Source organism: Pantoea sp. X-Soil-TKNS-1280 (assembly GCF_059730475.1).
In genome coordinates this window covers 1,717,484-1,732,207 of the sequence record NZ_AP035962.1, presented here as the reverse complement: position 1 = coordinate 1,732,207, position 14,724 = coordinate 1,717,484, and the positions used below count along the sequence as shown (strand labels likewise).

At 55.4% G+C, this 14,724-nt stretch carries 17 protein-coding genes; 5 read left to right on the top strand and 12 right to left on the bottom strand.

Annotation, left to right across the window (positions count from 1 at the left end; translation table 11 throughout):
• Positions 1 to 9: 9 nt before the first annotated feature.
• On the bottom strand, positions 10 to 258 hold the full coding sequence (locus tag AC6I8X_RS08170) for a GlsB/YeaQ/YmgE family stress response membrane protein (RefSeq protein WP_299452209.1): 249 nt from the start codon (positions 256 to 258) through the stop codon (positions 10 to 12).
• A gap of 183 nt (positions 259 to 441) precedes the next feature.
• Between AC6I8X_RS08170 and AC6I8X_RS08165 the strand changes: the two genes are divergently transcribed.
• A complete protein-coding gene (locus AC6I8X_RS08165) occupies positions 442 to 1,176 on the top strand; it encodes a flagellar brake protein (protein WP_299452207.1) in 735 nt (244 codons plus the stop codon).
• Between the two features lie 39 nt (positions 1,177 to 1,215).
• On the opposite strand, the gene AC6I8X_RS08160 is transcribed toward AC6I8X_RS08165, so the two are convergent.
• The 7 genes from AC6I8X_RS08160 to AC6I8X_RS08130 form a co-directional block, all read right to left on the bottom strand.
• Positions 1,216 to 2,703 (bottom strand): FGGY family carbohydrate kinase, encoded by a 1,488-nt coding sequence (locus AC6I8X_RS08160; protein ID WP_497840868.1) that lies wholly within the window; start codon positions 2,701 to 2,703, stop codon positions 1,216 to 1,218.
• Positions 2,704 to 2,705: 2 nt separating this feature from the next.
• A complete protein-coding gene (locus AC6I8X_RS08155) occupies positions 2,706 to 3,650 on the bottom strand; it encodes a transketolase family protein (RefSeq protein ID WP_313688888.1) in 945 nt (314 codons plus the stop codon).
• Complete coding sequence (locus AC6I8X_RS08150; RefSeq protein WP_497840867.1) at positions 3,643 to 4,473, bottom strand: transketolase; 831 nt, start codon at positions 4,471 to 4,473, stop codon at positions 3,643 to 3,645. Before AC6I8X_RS08150 ends, AC6I8X_RS08155 begins: the two co-directional genes overlap by 8 nt.
• 91 nt (positions 4,474 to 4,564) lie before the next feature.
• The gene (locus AC6I8X_RS08145) at positions 4,565 to 5,674 is read right to left on the bottom strand and encodes an ABC transporter permease (RefSeq protein ID WP_208714696.1); all 1,110 of its coding nucleotides are present in this window, start codon (positions 5,672 to 5,674) and stop codon (positions 4,565 to 4,567) included.
• 2 nt (positions 5,675 to 5,676) lie between these two features.
• A complete protein-coding gene (locus tag AC6I8X_RS08140) occupies positions 5,677 to 7,191 on the bottom strand; it encodes a sugar ABC transporter ATP-binding protein (RefSeq protein WP_299453146.1) in 1,515 nt (504 codons plus the stop codon).
• Positions 7,191 to 7,802, bottom strand: coding sequence for a DUF2291 family protein (locus AC6I8X_RS08135; protein WP_497840866.1), 612 nt, complete (start codon positions 7,800 to 7,802; stop codon positions 7,191 to 7,193). Before AC6I8X_RS08135 ends, AC6I8X_RS08140 begins: the two co-directional genes overlap by 1 nt.
• Before the next feature lie 13 nt (positions 7,803 to 7,815).
• Positions 7,816 to 8,757: a D-ribose ABC transporter substrate-binding protein gene (locus tag AC6I8X_RS08130; RefSeq protein ID WP_313688490.1), complete on the bottom strand. Its 942-nt coding sequence runs from the start codon at positions 8,755 to 8,757 to the stop codon at positions 7,816 to 7,818.
• A 184-nt stretch (positions 8,758 to 8,941) separates the two neighbouring features.
• Here AC6I8X_RS08130 and AC6I8X_RS08125 point away from each other — a divergent pair, with 184 nt between their 5' ends.
• Complete coding sequence (locus AC6I8X_RS08125; RefSeq protein WP_084873946.1) at positions 8,942 to 9,892, top strand: sugar-binding transcriptional regulator; 951 nt, start codon at positions 8,942 to 8,944, stop codon at positions 9,890 to 9,892.
• Positions 9,893 to 9,985: 93 nt separating this feature from the next.
• Here the strand turns inward: AC6I8X_RS08125 and emtA are convergent, their stop codons facing one another.
• Positions 9,986 to 10,627: a membrane-bound lytic murein transglycosylase EmtA gene (gene emtA, locus AC6I8X_RS08120; protein WP_208717101.1), complete on the bottom strand. Its 642-nt coding sequence runs from the start codon at positions 10,625 to 10,627 to the stop codon at positions 9,986 to 9,988.
• A 152-nt stretch (positions 10,628 to 10,779) separates the two neighbouring features.
• On the opposite strand from emtA, the gene ldcA reads away from it, so the two are divergent.
• A complete protein-coding gene (gene ldcA / locus AC6I8X_RS08115; protein ID WP_497840865.1) occupies positions 10,780 to 11,703 on the top strand; it encodes a muramoyltetrapeptide carboxypeptidase in 924 nt (307 codons plus the stop codon).
• Positions 11,704 to 11,727: 24 nt separating this feature from the next.
• Entirely contained in the window at positions 11,728 to 12,390 is a 663-nt protein-coding gene (locus AC6I8X_RS08110; RefSeq protein WP_313688494.1) for an MBL fold metallo-hydrolase, read from the top strand.
• On the opposite strand, the gene AC6I8X_RS08105 is transcribed toward AC6I8X_RS08110, so the two are convergent.
• The 3 genes from AC6I8X_RS08105 to AC6I8X_RS08095 form a co-directional block, all read right to left on the bottom strand.
• Positions 12,391 to 12,804 carry a GNAT family N-acetyltransferase gene (locus AC6I8X_RS08105; RefSeq protein WP_299452181.1) on the bottom strand — a complete coding sequence of 138 codons (414 nt, stop codon included), beginning with the start codon at positions 12,802 to 12,804 and terminating at the stop codon, positions 12,391 to 12,393.
• Between the two features lie 26 nt (positions 12,805 to 12,830).
• On the bottom strand, positions 12,831 to 13,214 hold the full coding sequence (locus tag AC6I8X_RS08100; RefSeq protein WP_497840864.1) for a hypothetical protein: 384 nt from the start codon (positions 13,212 to 13,214) through the stop codon (positions 12,831 to 12,833).
• Between the two features lie 123 nt (positions 13,215 to 13,337).
• Positions 13,338 to 13,562, bottom strand: a complete 225-nt coding sequence (locus tag AC6I8X_RS08095; RefSeq protein WP_313686275.1) for a YgdI/YgdR family lipoprotein — start codon at positions 13,560 to 13,562, stop codon at positions 13,338 to 13,340.
• 227 nt (positions 13,563 to 13,789) lie between these two features.
• Between AC6I8X_RS08095 and AC6I8X_RS08090 the strand changes: the two genes are divergently transcribed.
• Positions 13,790 to 14,647, top strand: coding sequence for a hypothetical protein (locus tag AC6I8X_RS08090; RefSeq protein ID WP_313686273.1), 858 nt, complete (start codon positions 13,790 to 13,792; stop codon positions 14,645 to 14,647).
• The last annotated feature ends 77 nt before the right edge of the window (positions 14,648 to 14,724 follow it).

Below are 14,724 nucleotides of genomic sequence, written 5' to 3'. Positions count from 1 at the left end.
CGCTAATAACTAACTGCGAACTTTACGGTAAATCCACAGCACCACGATGGAACCAATGACCGCCACCACGAAGCTGCCGAAGTTAAATCCATCCACCTTACCAAAGCCAAACAGGGTACTGATCCAGCCGCCGACAACCGCACCCACCACGCCGAGAACCACGGTCATAATAAATCCGCCACCGTCTTTACCTGGCATAATCCATTTAGCAATAATCCCGGCAATCAGGCCAAAAATAATCCATGAAATGATACCCATTTGTTGCTCCTTACTTTATTAATCAAGGTGTTCACAGCGATAAGTATAGTCCGGGATTTTTGATCTGCTGCACAAACGCAACGGGAAAAAATAGTTAGCAGACTAAAGCTTCTTTATCCTGTACCGATAACAGTCACAAAGCCGCGCAGGCGTGATGGTAACGATCGGAAAGTGGAGCAGGACGTGAAAGAAGCCGATAAAGAACAATATCTGAAACGAGGCACATTGGCGGTTCTGAATGTGATGAAAGACCTGTTACGTTATCAGACCCCGCTGATGGTGAGCGTCTCCCACAGTCAGTTTATTAGCCGAATGCTGGCTACGGACGAAGATCAGGTGATCTTCGACCTCGGCAGCAATGCGCAGGATAACGCCCTGGCGTTAAGTAGCGGCGAAGTCAACATCGCGGCGGAAACCCAGGGAGCGAAGGTGGAATTCAGCCTGAGCGGTTTGCAGCAAGTGACTTATGAAGGGCTGCCTGCCTTCAGTGCCCCTTTGCCGGAGCTGGTGTGGCAAATTCAGCGCCGCGAATTTTTTCGCGTCAGCGCGCCACTGGAGCCGGCATTCTGGTGCCACAGCGAATGGCCGGACGGCAACAAAGTGCGTTTTCGTTTGCAGGATCTGTCGCTGGGTGGCATTGGCGTACTGGTGGATGAAAAGCTGCCCGAAGGCCTGAGCCAGGGCGACTCGTTTAAAAATCTGCGCGTCGAACTGGGGGAATATGGTCATTTTGAGGTGACGGCACAACTGCTGCATATTGGCGAGCGCAGCACCGTCACCAGCAAAAATGAAACCCGCATCACCCCGCGTCTGAGTTTTCGCTTTACTGCGATCGAACCGGTGCAGGAGCGCCAGCTGCAGCAGGTGATCTTTGCGCTGGAACGCCTGGCGCGTGACAAGGCAAATCGATTCCAGTAATCCTTACGGCGCGGCCTGCCCGCGCCGCACTGTTCCAGACTAATGGGGCTGATAACGGCAGCGTGAGACTGCGTCCAGCCAGCCTTTATAGTTTTCCTGTATCTGTTTCGCCCGCTCCTCACGTGGATAGATGACGCTGCCACCCTGCAACGCCGCCATTTCACTGCCCTGCTGCCACCAGCTCAGCGTACGTCCGGCCAGCAATGCTGCGCCCAGCGCCGACACTTCCGGCGTCGGTGCCCGGTGCAGCGGACGCTGTAACACATCGGCCTGCAGCTGCATCAGCCAGCTGTTTTCCGTGGCGCTGCCATCCACGCACAGCGTCGCCAGCTGCACGCCACTCGCCTGTTCCATGGCGAAAAACACATCGGCGATCTGAAAGGTGATTGATTCCAGTGCCACCCGCGCCAGCACCTCAGGTGTCGCCGCATCGGTTAAGCCGCATAACATGCCGCGTGCTTTCAGATCCCACCAGGGCGCGCCCAACCCGGACAGCGCCGGAACAAAATAGACCCCCTGGTTATCTGGCGTGCTTTGCGCCATGCGCGTCAGTTCCCGCGGATCGCTGACGCCAATCATGCGCCCGAGCCAGGCTGCACCAGAACCGGTGTGGGTGATATTGCCCTCAAAGGCAAAACGCAAAGTGCCGTCATGCCAGGCCACCGTGGTGCTGAGGCCGTTTTCCGTCAGCAACGGGGTAGCCATCGACATCATCAGGGACGATCCGGTGCCGTAAGTGGCCTTCACCACCTCCTCGCTGCCGTTGCGCTGTGCCTGTAACGCCGCATGGGAATCACCGATACGCGCCAGCAGCGGCGTACCGGGTGCTAAACCGGGGATATCGCCAATGGTTACCACTCCCTGCGCACTGGCAGAAGGGACAATTTGTGGCAGGGCGGCGCGCGGAATATGAAACAACGCCAGCAGCTCATCATCCCAGTCACCCGCATGCAGGCTATACAACTGGGTGCGGGCCGCATTGGCATGGTCGGTCACAAAACACTCGCCGCCGGTGAGTTGCCAGCTTAACCAGCTATCAACGGTGCCAATGCACAGCTCTCCTGCCTGCGCGCGCGCCAGACCGTCCGGCAGCGTCGCCAACATGCCGGTCAGTTTGGCGGCGGGAAACATCGGGTCAACCGCCAGCCCGGTCAGGCCGGTGATGCGTGCCGCTTTGCCCGCCTGGCGCAAATCACGGCAGAACGATTCGGAACGGCGGTCCTGCCAGCTCACCAGCGGGGTGAGCGGCTGCCCGTCACGCCGCTGCCAGATCAGCACCGACTCACGTTGATTGCTGATCGCCACGGCGGCTACCGGCGCACCGTCACATTGTGCCAGGCAATCCGTCACTGCCTGTTTTACCGCCTGCCAGATCGCCAGCGGGTCCTGCTCCGCCAGCCCCGGTTGTGGATGGGCCAGCGTCAGCGGCTGGCTGCCACGCGCCACTACCGTGCCACTGCGGTCCACGGCAATCGCTTTGGCGTTGGTGGTGCCCTCATCAATCGCCAGTATTAACGGCCCTGCCATGTTCACGCTCCTGCGCAAATGCGCACTGCATTGTTCACTACGCCAGCAGCATCAATGCTATGCCGGGCACGGGTAGAGGCGCGATCTCCGGCGATAGCGTATTGCCCATCCGGGATCCCCAGCCGTAACAGCGGGATGCCACAGCCTCCTTCGGCCAGCACCTCCGCTACCAGGCTGCCTACACCGCCGTTAACGTTATGTTCTTCCACGGTGATCACCGCTGGATAGTGATTTAACAGTTCGCGCAGCTGTTGGGTATCACAAGGGCGAATCGATGGAATGGCGATCACACCTGCATCGATCCCCTGTGCCTGCAACTGCTCTGCCGCCGTGACAATTTCGTGTACCGTCGATCCCATCGCCACCAGCGCAATGTCACGCCCGGTGCGCAATACATCAATCTGACCCGGGCGGAACTGGTAGTTTTCATCGTGCAGTTGCGGCAGGTCTTTACCATCCAGACGGATATACACCGGCCCAACATGTTCCAGCGCGTAATCAATGATCTGACGACACTCCAGCGGGCAGGAAGGCGCATAGATTTCGATGTTGCCAAAGCCACGCATCACGGCGATGTCGTCAATGCTGTGGTGGGTGCTGGCCAGCGGGCCGTAACTGGCTCCGGCATTCAGACCAAACAGTTTGACGTTGGTGTTGTTGTAGCAAACATCGACTTTCACCTGTTCATTGGCGCGTGAAATCAGAAAAGGCGCAGCGTTACAGGTCGCCGCCACTTTGCCGCCGATCGCCAGCCCGGCAGCGGTGCCCACCAGGGTTTGCTCGGCAATACCGACATTCACCAGCCGATCCGGGAATGCCTTGATAAAGGGAGATATTTTGGCGGTAGATGTCGAATCCGCCACCACCGGCACCAGATCGATACCACGATTGACCGCGTCAATAAACGCGTTGACCATCACGTTGGCCAGGTGTTGTGCATTACTCATCTTTCAGCTCCTCCAGTGCCTGTGAGACCTCTTCTCCCTTCGGTACCCGGTGATGCCACTCGGCCTTGCTTTGAATAAACGAAACACCAAAGCCTTTTTCGGTATCAGCCACCACCACCTGGGGTTTGCCATTGCGCGGCAGGTTCTCCAGCGTTGCCACCACCGCCGCCATATCGTTACCGTTGCATTCGGTGACTTCTAAGCCGAATGCACGCCATTTTTCCGGCAGAGGATCGGTGTTCATGATGTCGCGCGTGTGTCCTGCCAGCTGTAACTTGTTCTTGTCGTTGATGATCACCAGGTTATCGAGGCCATAATGCGCCGCCACCAGCGCCGCTTCCCAGTTACTGCCCTCCGCCAGTTCACCGTCGCCGGTCACCACATAAATCATGCGGTTGCTGCCATCCTTTTTCGCTGCCAGCGCGATCCCGACTGCCACCGGTAAACCGTGGCCGAGTGCGCCGGTATTCAGCTCGACACCCGGAGTTTTTTGCCGCACCGGATGGCCCGGCAGGTGCGAGTCGGCATGCTGATAGGTTGGCAGCCAGTCGGTGGGGAAATAGCCCGCTTCCGCCAGCACGCAGTAATAACCGCCCACCGCATGGCCTTTGGACTGGATATAGATGTCGCGCTGCGGATCGTTAGTCCGATCGGGTGCACAATTGAGAATGCGGAAATAGAGGGCTGTCAGGATTTCCACCTGCGACAGATCGGCGCCGGTGTGTCCACCTGCCGGGCTGCCCGCATTGAGCTGGATAATCCGCCGACGCACCGCCCGCGCTTTGGCGGTCAGCTCAGCCACAGAGTATTTGAAAGGATTCATGGTTACCTCTGAATTTTAAATCGAATCTGAATATATATTCCTGCATAGCAAAAAAAGGGGGACAGACAAGGGCCGCCTGCACCCCAACCGATTAAACTTTTGCGTTGCTGCCCCCCTCCTCGATCAGCGCCTTCTGCGCCACGACTGCGGCTTTTTGCTGCATCCGGCTTTGCATCTGGTCAATGATCACCGCGACAATAATCACGATGCCTTTAATCACCATTTGCCAGAATTCGCTGACCCCCATCATGATTAAACCATCGGCGAGAAAGCCGATAACGAAGGCCCCCACCAGCGTGCCCAGAATAGTGCCACGTCCCCCTGCCAGCGACGTACCGCCCAGCACCACTGCCGCGATGGCGTTCATTTCAAACGAGGTGCCGTTGGCAGGATGGCTGGCCACCAGCTGCGATGACACCACAATTCCGGCGATCGCTGCACAGAATCCGGACAAGGTATAAACCCAGATTTTCACCTGCTTCACCTTCACCCCGGAGAGTTCTGCCGCCCGCTCGTTATCGCCAATCGCATACACCTGGCGGCCAAACGGCAACCGCCGGGCGATATAGGCGATCACCAGCGCCAGCAGCACCATCATCCAGATGGCCCACGGCAGGCCGAGAAAATACCCGGCACCGATTTTGTCAAAACCGGTATTGCCGAGCAGCGGATTGCCTTGCAGGCCAGGAAACGTCTCGCCGCCGGAGGTGAGCATCGCGGTACCACGCAGGATATACATGGTGCCAAGGGTGCAGATAAAGGGTGCGACGTTATAACGCGTAATGATCCAGCCGTTGGCGGCGCCAATTAAGGCTCCTGCCAGCAGCACCAGCGGCACAATGACCCACACGCTGGGGAAGATGGCGATACCAAACATCGGTAGCACGATACCTTTGGTGATCAGCCAGCCCGCGATCATGCCGCACAGCCCGAGCGTCGCACCGATGGAGAGATCAATACCGGCGGTGATAATGACAAAGGTGATACCCAGCGCCAGGAAGGCGTTGATGGCGATATGCTTCACCATAATCACCATGCTGCCGAGTGCGAGAAAATCCGGCACCGTCACCGAGAAGAAACCGACAATCAGGAACAACGCGATAAAGGTGCGTAGTTTTAACAGCAGCAGGATCAGCCCTTCGCGTGAGTTAAAGGCTTTTGCTGGCTGGGCGGCGAACGCCACGGCGCTGTTGCTTTTCATCTTCAGAACCCCTGTGCGCTTGCTTTAACCAGCGCCGCTTCTTCTGCTTCTGCGCGCGGAAGATCGGCTGTAAGTTTGCCGCCGGACATCACCAGAATACGGTCGGCGACGGCCATGATTTCTTTCAGATCGGAGGTGGAAAACAGCACCGCAATACCCTGCTCCGACAGGCGCACCATCATGCGGAACACCTCTGCTTTGGCCCCGACATCAATGCCGCGACTCGGTTCATCCAGCAGCAGCAGGCGCGGATTGGTTAACAGCGAGCGACCAATCACCACCTTCTGTTGATTACCGCCGCTCAAGGCGCTGATAGCCACCTCCGGCGATGACACTTTGATCGCCAGATTGCCCACCGTGCTGTTCACCGCTTCGCGCTCCGCCTGCTGGGCAATGACCATGCGGTGCGACAGGCGTCGCCACAGGCTGGCGATGGTCAGATTGCTGGCGACAGAAGAGATGGGAAAGATCCCGGCACGTTTACGATCTTCCGGCACCAGGCTCATCCCCATGCGGATACGTTCTGCGGTTGGCAAACGCGTGGGCAACGGCTTGCTATCGAGCCATAGCTTGCCGAGATAGTTACGCTGGCTACCCAGCAGGCACTCGAACAGCTCGGTACGCCCGGCACCCATTAGCCCGTAAATGCCGACAATCTCCCCGGAACGCACATGGAAGCTGACATCATCCACCAGCGTGTTGCCATTCGGGCTGACACAGGTGATGTGTTCTGCCTCAAGCACCGCCGCACCAAACTGGCGATTCGGCGGCAGAAAGTTGCTAACCGGTTCGCTGCCGAGCATCTCGCGCACAATCCACGGCACATCGATCTCGCTCACCTGCGCTTCCGCCTGGAAGCGACCGTCGCGCAGAATGGTGATCACATCACCAATCGCCATCAGCTCCTCCAGCCGATGCGAGATATAAATAATCGAGACGCCCTGGCGCGTCAGTTCACGGATCACCCGGAACAGAATCTCCACTTCGGTTTTACTCAGCGCCGAGGTGGGTTCGTCGAGGATCAGGATGTCGGCGTCCTCCGCCAGCGCCTTGGCGATTTCCACCAGTTGCTGCTGTCCGACTTTGAGGTTGCCCACCTTTTCCTGCGGCGAGATCGGCTGATCGAGGCGCTGCATCAGCGCGGCGGTACGGCGCGCCTGTTCCGCTTCGTTGATCGGGCGGATACCACGCTGAATCTCACGCCCGAGAAAAATGTTTTCAGACACGCTGAGGTTTTCAAACAGGTTCAGCTCCTGATGCACCATGCCGATGCCGTGTCGTGCCGCATCGCGTGTACTCGCGAACACCACTTTCTGTCCGTTAAGAAACATTTCGCCGGTAGTAGGCTGCTGGACTCCGGCAAGAATTTTCATCAGCGTCGATTTACCGGCACCGTTTTCGCCGATAATGACGTTCACTTTGCCGCGCCAGACACGATAATCCACCCGATCCAGCGCCAGCGTGCCGGGGAACAACATCGAGATATGATTCGCCTGCAGGATAATTTCGTCGCTCATCATCCGTTCCCCTGTTGCAACTGCACAGCCACCACTTCATCCACCGTCCCCGGCCCCATGGTGACCGCCAGAATCGCCTGTAGCGGTTTACCCACCCAGCTGGCATCCACCGTGGGTAGCTGTTTCACCGCGTGGCGATTCAGCGCTTTGGTCAACTGTGCGTACTGCACCTGATTGGTGAACTCTTCGAAACGGAAGCCCGCCGCATCACGAATCGCATTGCTGCGCAGCACCGGACCGATCAACACCTTCACCGGTTTACCATTGATGGTGACGGTCAGGACGCGTTCGCGATCGTTACTGCTATCCAGCGCCGTCACCGTGCCGCCCGCGCGCACAAACACGCTTTCACTGGTGCCCGCTTTCAGCGTATGGCTTTTGGTTTCCATATCACCCCAGCTCAGCGCCTGTTTTTCTGCTGGCTGTGCGACCCGGCTTTGCCAGCTTTCTTCCGCGATTTGCTGCGGCGTCTGGTTGGTGTAACCCGGTTTCGCGTGGGGATCTTTCGGCATGATGGGATTGCCGTTTGCATCAAGATCCACCACGGTGCATGCCGTCAGCAGCAACGTCAGCGCCGCCATGATCAATCTGCCTGCTGCCTTGCCCTTCATGCCGACCTCCGCGTTACTGCGCCAGACGGAAGGTTTTCAGCTTCGCAGCGTTGCTGTCGTCGATCAGCACGCAATCCATCAGCTGTTTCTCTTCCTTCTGCGCTTTGCCGTGGGTCAGGTAGTAATCCGCCTGTTCCACCGCCATCTGCGCCTGATCCCAGCCCGGCTGTAATACCGTGGCTTTGATATTGCCTTTATTCAGGATCGAGTCGCGGGTGTAATCGCTGCCGTCAAAACCGACCACAATCACGTTGGTTTTGCCTGCGGCTTTCAGTGCGGCTTCCGCACCCAGTGCCATGGTGTCGTTACCCGAGATCACCCCGACGATATTGGGGTTTTTCTGCAGAATGGTTTCCATGCGGCTGAAGGCTTCGGTCTGGCTCCAGTTAGCACTCTGTTGTGCCACCATTTTCATGTCGCTGTAATCATCCAGCACATCGTGGTAGCCCTGTGAACGCACGCCCGCATTGGTGTCAGACTCTTTACCCAGCAGCTCGACATAGTCGCCCTTGCCGCCCAGCAATTTAGCGAACTTCTCTGCGCCCAGCTGCGCGCCCTGATAGTTGTTGGAGACGATTTGCGCCACCGCCACACCGGTTTTATTGATTTCACGGTCAATCAGGAAGGTGGGGATACCGGCATCTTTCGCTTTCTGTACCGGCCCGACGGTGGCATCCGCCCCGGCGTTATCCAGGATGATCGCTTTGGCTTTGCGCGCAATGGCCGTTTCGATCAACTGGTTTTGCTTGTTGACGTCATCATCGTGTGAAGCGACCAGCGTGGTATAGCCGAGGGCTTTAGCTTTTTCCTGCGCACCATCCGCTTCGGCTTTAAAAAACGGGTTATCGTGTGACGGGGTAATAATGGCCAGCAGGCCCTTATCCGCCGCCTGCGAGGCAGCAGACAACGTCAGGAGTGAAGCCAGCAGGGTAACTTTGACGAGGTTCGCGTTCATTGGTTTTTCTCCGCTTGAATATATATTCAATTGCGATTTTATATGCATAATGACTATGCACCCGCCAATGGATGTCGTCCAATGCCGGATCCTGAAAAAGCGAAAACGATCACAAATTGTTCTGCGTTGTTATTTCTCAGCGGGTGATTAACAATACCAGGCAGATCTGAAGAGGGAAAAAACCATGGCAAAACAGGACGAACAACGGCTGATGGTGAAAATTGCCACCCTGTATTACCTCGAGGGGATGAAGCAATCGGACATCGCGCAGCTGCTGAAACTGTCGCAATCCTTTGTCTCACGCATCCTCAACCGCAGTGTGAAAGAAGGCGTCGTTAAAATCAGTGTGGTGCCACCCGCCAACGTATTCCCGGAGCTGGAGAAAGCCATTGAACAGGCTTACCAGCTGCCGCAGGCGATTGTGGTAGATGTACCGGAGCAGGCATCCGCTCTGCAAATTAAGCAATCCATTGGCTCGGCGGCCGCGCATTATCTGGAAACCCGCTTACGCGCCGACGAGCTGATTGGCATCTCCTCCTGGAGTGGTACCATCCGCGCGATGGTGGATGCACTGCATCCGCTTAATGCCCCCTGTCGCGGCGTCATCCAACTGCTGGGCGGTGTGGGGACCAACGGCAATGTCCAGGCCACCATTCTGACGCAGAATCTGGCAGCGCTGCTAAATTGTCCGGCATGGCTGCTGCCGTCACAGTCGATTGAACATTCAGTGCAGGATCGCCAGCGGTTATCGGTTAACCCTGATGTTGCGGTGGTACTGGAGAAATTTGAGCAGGTGGACCTGGCGATTGTCGGCATTGGCGATCTCGAACCTTCGGCGCTGCTGCGTAATTCCGGCAACTATTACGATGAAGAGATGCTGCGCACCCTGGCACAACGCGGTGCGGTGGGTGATATTTGCCTGCATTACTTTGATGCCGAGGGGAAACCGGTGCTGAGCGCGGCAGAAGATCCGGTTATTGGCATGGAGCTGGCACAGGTCAAAAGCTGTCCGCAGGTGGTGGCGCTGGCCGGTGGCAAAGAGAAAGCGCAGGCGATTCGCGGCGCATTACGCGGCGGCTACGTGAATGTGCTGATTGTCGATTACCCCACAGCAAGACTCCTGCTGGAGGGATAATCAGACGTAGCGGCGCGATTTATCGCGCATGTTTTTCCAGCAGCGAACACGTAACCGCGCGATAAATCGCGCCGCTACAAGATACGTCAGCCGTTAACCGATGGTGCGATACGCGGTGGTCACTTTCCACAAATAACGCGGTGCCTGGGCCGCCGGATGCTTGTTTTGCACATGCTGATAAAATTCGTCGGGGCTCATGGCATTGATCATCGCAATGGCGCGATCGCGGTCACGCGAGAAAGTGCGCAGCAACGCCCCTGCCCCATTGGCATAGGAGACGATGGTGGCGTAACGCAATGTCAGCGGATCGCGGATCCCCGCTAACTCTGACTCCTGTAAAATACGGATATAGGCAGTACCGATATCAATATTTTTCGCCGGATCGCGTAGCTCTGAGGAGCTTGGCTGACCACGGCGTCCCTGGGCGCGATACACCGCCCGGCCCGCCGTGGAGGCTTTAATCTGCATCAATCCAACTGCATTGGAGCGGCTGGTCACCGTGGGGTTCCCCCCCGATTCGACACTAATAATGGCGCTGATTAACTTCTCATCAACGCCATAATGACTGGCGGCATCTTCAGTAAACATTGACCAGGCATCATTGATTTTCGACGGTGGGGCCTGGGTTAACGGTGTATTTTTCTCTGGAGTCACAACAGTTTGCGGTTCGCTGGCACATCCCGCCAGCAACAGCGCAGAGAGCATAAGTAGTCGGATTTTCACTGAATTTTGTATTCCGCAATAGATTCGGCGCAAGCTATCATACCTGGCTTACGGCCAGGTAAAATTGCCGTTTGTCCTAAATACGTAAAAAACCTTGCCAGGTCGTGACTTCCGTTACGCATTTCGTCATCATCGACAAGCCAGCCCACAGCAGGATGAGAGTTATGGTTGCCCCCCGTTCGATACGTCTGATCGCCCCTTCCGGTTACTGCCACAATCAGGATGCCGCCCAGCGCGCAGTGACGCGTTTGCAGGCTGAAGGCCATCATCTTGAAAATCAGACCGCCATTGTGCGCCGTTTCCAGCGTTTTGCCGGTGATGACCAGCAACGGCTGGACGATGTCAATCAACTGGCAGCCCTCAGCCCTCTGCCAGATATCGTGCTGGCGGTACGTGGCGGTTATGGTGCATCGCGGCTGCTGGATAACCTTGACTACGTGGGTTTGCAGCGCCAGTTGCTGAACCAGCCGGTGGCCCTGTGTGGTCACAGCGATTTCACCGTGATTCAGCTGGCGCTGCTGGCACAGACCGGGCTCATCACCTTTAGCGGACCGATGCTGGCCGGCAATTTCGGCGCAGAGGTATTATCTGATTTTACCGTTAACCACTTTTGGCAAGCGCTGACATCACCTACAGTCAATCTTAACTGGCGCAGCGACAGCCCTGATGAAGGGCACTGGCAGGGCACCTTATGGGGTGGCAATCTGGCGATGATTTGCTCGCTGATTGGTACGCCCTGGCTGCCGCAGATTGAAGATGGCATTCTGGTGATCGAGGATGTGAATGAACATCCCTTCCGTATTGAACGCATGCTGATTCAGCTGCATCAAAGCGGCATCCTGGCGCGGCAAAAGGCGATCGTGACCGGCAGCTTCACCAGTACCTCCCTTTCTGACTACGACAACGGCTTTGATTTTGCCACCGTCTGGCAGCGTATCCGGGATGAGTATCAGCTACCGGTGATCAGCGATTTAGCTTTTGGTCATGCAGCTGACACCGTCACGCTCCCCCTTGGTGCCAGCGCCAGTTTGCAGATTCGTAACGGAGAAGCTCAGTTCGCCTTTACCGGCCACCCGACATTGCGCTAACGGCATTGCCGCAGGAGACCGACAATGAAGCCGCTATACGACGATTTGTGGATCTCCACACCGGAATTTCCCGCCGAAGAAGCGGAAAGTGATTTGATGATGCATGGGTTTATGCTGCGCCATCCGCGCGGCAACCTGCTGATTGGCCGGGTTGAAAACCTGCTCGATCATGAAGTGCTGGCCGATGCTGGCGGTGTCATTCGTCATTATCTCACCCACTGGCATGAAGCCGCGCCAGGGGCGCTGATGATTCAGCAGCGTTTTAATAGCGCATTGTATTGTCACAGCCGCGCTCTTGGTCCGGTCAGTCGGGTGATTGAACCTGATGACACCTTCAGCCAGCAGGAAGCGCATTTTGGCGATTTTCATCTGTTACCCACCCCCGGCCACACCCCTGGCAGTAGCAGCTTTCTCTACCACTCCCCGTATGGGCGTACCTATTTGTTTGTCGGTGATACGCTGACGCGTGAGCATAATCGCTGGATTAGTGTACTGGTGCCGGAGAGCAATCCGGCTGAGCTGCTCCAGTCACTCGATCTGTATCGTTCATTGCGCCCGGACGTGGTGCTGATGAGTACTACCCGCGGTCATCTGGCGTGGCAAAAAATGACACTGCAAAGCTGGCTGGCGGCAATTGATGAAGCGGAACAGGCGCCGCTGGATTTACGTCAGCTGCCGCCGGGTTAATCAGAGGGTTTTGCTCAGATAATGACGCTGATGGTGGCGCGGATAATTATCCAGGCTAAAACGCAGCGTATAACCCAGTTTTTCGTAAAAAGGTCGGGCCTGGAAGCTGGCGGTATCCACCTGGGCATAACGGCAGCCACGCGCACGCGCTTCTTCTTCCGCCGCCTGCATCAATTTACTGCCCACCCCCTGACCACGCAGAGCATCACTCACCCACAACATATCAATGCGCAACCAGTTACCAGCAGTGGAGCCTGTCAGCCCGGCCAGTTTTTTACCCTCATCATCGGTGACAAACACGCCAATCGATTTCAATTCATCAATATTGATAAACCGGCTGTTAAACGCAGTTAGCCCGAGGCGAACTTCATCAAGATCCTGATGTGTCACCTTTTCCGTAACCTTGAGTTGCATTGGCGGCTCCTTGTGGCGGCAATTCATTATGAAGGTGGATGCTGGTTATCGTCATAACGTTCCAGCGAGAGGATATCAATATCGCGTTTTTCCGTGCGTTTGCAGGGCAATAGCTTATCGCTGTCGGCGTAAACGAAAAAGGTGTCGCCGTTGTTTTTATTGACGATCAACTGATCGCCATTGCGGAAGCGGGTGATTGCCACCTTATCACCATCCTGCAAATGGGTACGTTGCTGGCCAGCCGCAATCTGGAAATGGTCTGTTGGCCACATCAACATGCTAAGACCGTACTCAGCACGCGACACCGTCATCGTGGGCCGTCCCGGACAGGTGACCTGGAATTCGCTTTCACTCCAGGCGGGTGCGATCTGGCACGCCACCAGGCCAGCGACAATAGCTATCGCCTTCATTGGATCCTCCGCTGAGGTTAGATAATGATTTCATTGGGGTTTTACGGAGGTTATCACAAAATGCGCTGTTGCGGCGACGAGTGGCCCGCCAGATGCGGGCCGGAGGGTTATCGCAGGATTAAATCAGTTATCAACAGAAGACATGTCTTTGATCTCACTTTGATTTATCTGCTGTTCTTTGCCGTAGATATCTTTGTAAGTAATCATGCCAGTATCCTTATCCACCATCGGTTTGCCCTCGGTGACAATGGTTTGACCGTCATTGGTATGCATAACATGATCAGATGCACAGCCTGCCAGCAGCAGACCCAGGCTAAAAGTACCAATCAGAAACAGTGTCTTTTTCATCTCATCCTCCTTTTGGACTCTTAGTCAGGTTTAGCACAGCCTGAGGCCAATCGAACCAGGATAAGGATTAATGTGACCTCAACCGCTTTTTCTCTGCCGGAAATCCGACGGTCATATGAAAAACCGTGTCTGGGAAAACTCACGAAATAATCATTAAGCTGCGTTATCTGACCATTCTAGAATCGTCATGGCAACGCATCTTAATTTAATGGAAAATGAGGAATAGTATGAACGATTTCAATATTTCCCGTGGCGATTTCTATCGCACTCAGCGTGATGAAGCACCCAAAGCAAAATGTTTTAGTGGCCTGCTGGGTTGCAAAAAATTCAGTAATAATAACCAGATCAACATGGAAAGTTATACAAAATATAATGTCAGCAGCGACGTTATTGATGGCGTTCATATCCATGCCGAGCCGGTGAAAGAAGCCCACCTCATGGCTACGCTTCATGCTGTCGATAAAACCATGAACGACATCATTGCAGAACGTAAGAAAGAAGGAAAAAATCCCCCTCAATTTTTTATCTGCTGGGATCATGATAATACGCTGAAGCAACGCAGTGCTAATGGCGAGCAGGTCCTGGTTGGTGCACCCAATGAAAACCAGCAACAGACGATAGTTGACCTATTTAATGAGGTTAATGCAAAAGCAGTTTTCCGCTGTGTTATTTCCGCGCGTCTGGGGCCACCAGAAAGGCATCATGATATCCCGGAGTTTTTGGCGAAATACACGCTTCTGGATGTTTTAACCAAAACGATACTTTTTGAGTCAGTTGATGAAAATAGGCAGGGAAGTTTTCCTCAGCACGCATTCTCATTAAAGGATCGGGTTGATAACCGTGAGATGGATGTGCCTTTCCATCAGGGCATTTACCTTGACAGTGCGGGTATTAATAAAATGCCCATTGCCTGCAATATCGTCGAGGCTTATTGCGATAAAAATAATGTATCTGATGAAGACGTCGTTATCCTCTTCCCTGATGATACGCCAACACAACATGAGTATGCTGAATATTATATAACGGGCACACCACAAAAGGTGACCTGTATTTCAATTTTGGCTGCAAGACCTGATAACGCGTAAATAAACGGCTCCTCCGGCCGAATGCAGCAATGCCTGGTCCCTGTGATTTTACACAGTATAAAACCCGATAATGCGTT

Bases quoted from the DNA above. Each gene is read 5' to 3' on its own strand.
- AC6I8X_RS08135 (WP_497840866.1), bottom strand. From the start codon at position 7,802: ATGAAGGGCAAGGCAGCAGGCAGATTGATCATGGCGGCGCTGACGTTG.
- AC6I8X_RS08110 (WP_313688494.1), top strand. From the start codon at position 11,728: ATGAAGCCGCTATACGACGATTTGTGGATCTCCACACCGGAATTTCCC.
- AC6I8X_RS08150 (WP_497840867.1), bottom strand. From the start codon at position 4,473: ATGAATCCTTTCAAATACTCTGTGGCTGAGCTGACCGCCAAAGCGCGG.
- AC6I8X_RS08155 (WP_313688888.1), bottom strand. From the start codon at position 3,650: ATGAGTAATGCACAACACCTGGCCAACGTGATGGTCAACGCGTTTATT.
- AC6I8X_RS08105 (WP_299452181.1), bottom strand. From the start codon at position 12,804: ATGCAACTCAAGGTTACGGAAAAGGTGACACATCAGGATCTTGATGAA.
- AC6I8X_RS08095 (WP_313686275.1), bottom strand. From the start codon at position 13,562: ATGAAAAAGACACTGTTTCTGATTGGTACTTTTAGCCTGGGTCTGCTG.
- AC6I8X_RS08170 (WP_299452209.1), bottom strand. From the start codon at position 258: ATGGGTATCATTTCATGGATTATTTTTGGCCTGATTGCCGGGATTATT.
- AC6I8X_RS08145 (WP_208714696.1), bottom strand. From the start codon at position 5,674: ATGAAAAGCAACAGCGCCGTGGCGTTCGCCGCCCAGCCAGCAAAAGCC.
- AC6I8X_RS08140 (WP_299453146.1), bottom strand. From the start codon at position 7,191: ATGAGCGACGAAATTATCCTGCAGGCGAATCATATCTCGATGTTGTTC.
- AC6I8X_RS08090 (WP_313686273.1), top strand. From the start codon at position 13,790: ATGAACGATTTCAATATTTCCCGTGGCGATTTCTATCGCACTCAGCGT.
- AC6I8X_RS08100 (WP_497840864.1), bottom strand. From the start codon at position 13,214: ATGAAGGCGATAGCTATTGTCGCTGGCCTGGTGGCGTGCCAGATCGCA.
- ldcA (WP_497840865.1), top strand. From the start codon at position 10,780: ATGGTTGCCCCCCGTTCGATACGTCTGATCGCCCCTTCCGGTTACTGC.
- AC6I8X_RS08160 (WP_497840868.1), bottom strand. From the start codon at position 2,703: ATGGCAGGGCCGTTAATACTGGCGATTGATGAGGGCACCACCAACGCC.
- AC6I8X_RS08130 (WP_313688490.1), bottom strand. From the start codon at position 8,757: ATGAACGCGAACCTCGTCAAAGTTACCCTGCTGGCTTCACTCCTGACG.
- AC6I8X_RS08125 (WP_084873946.1), top strand. From the start codon at position 8,942: ATGGCAAAACAGGACGAACAACGGCTGATGGTGAAAATTGCCACCCTG.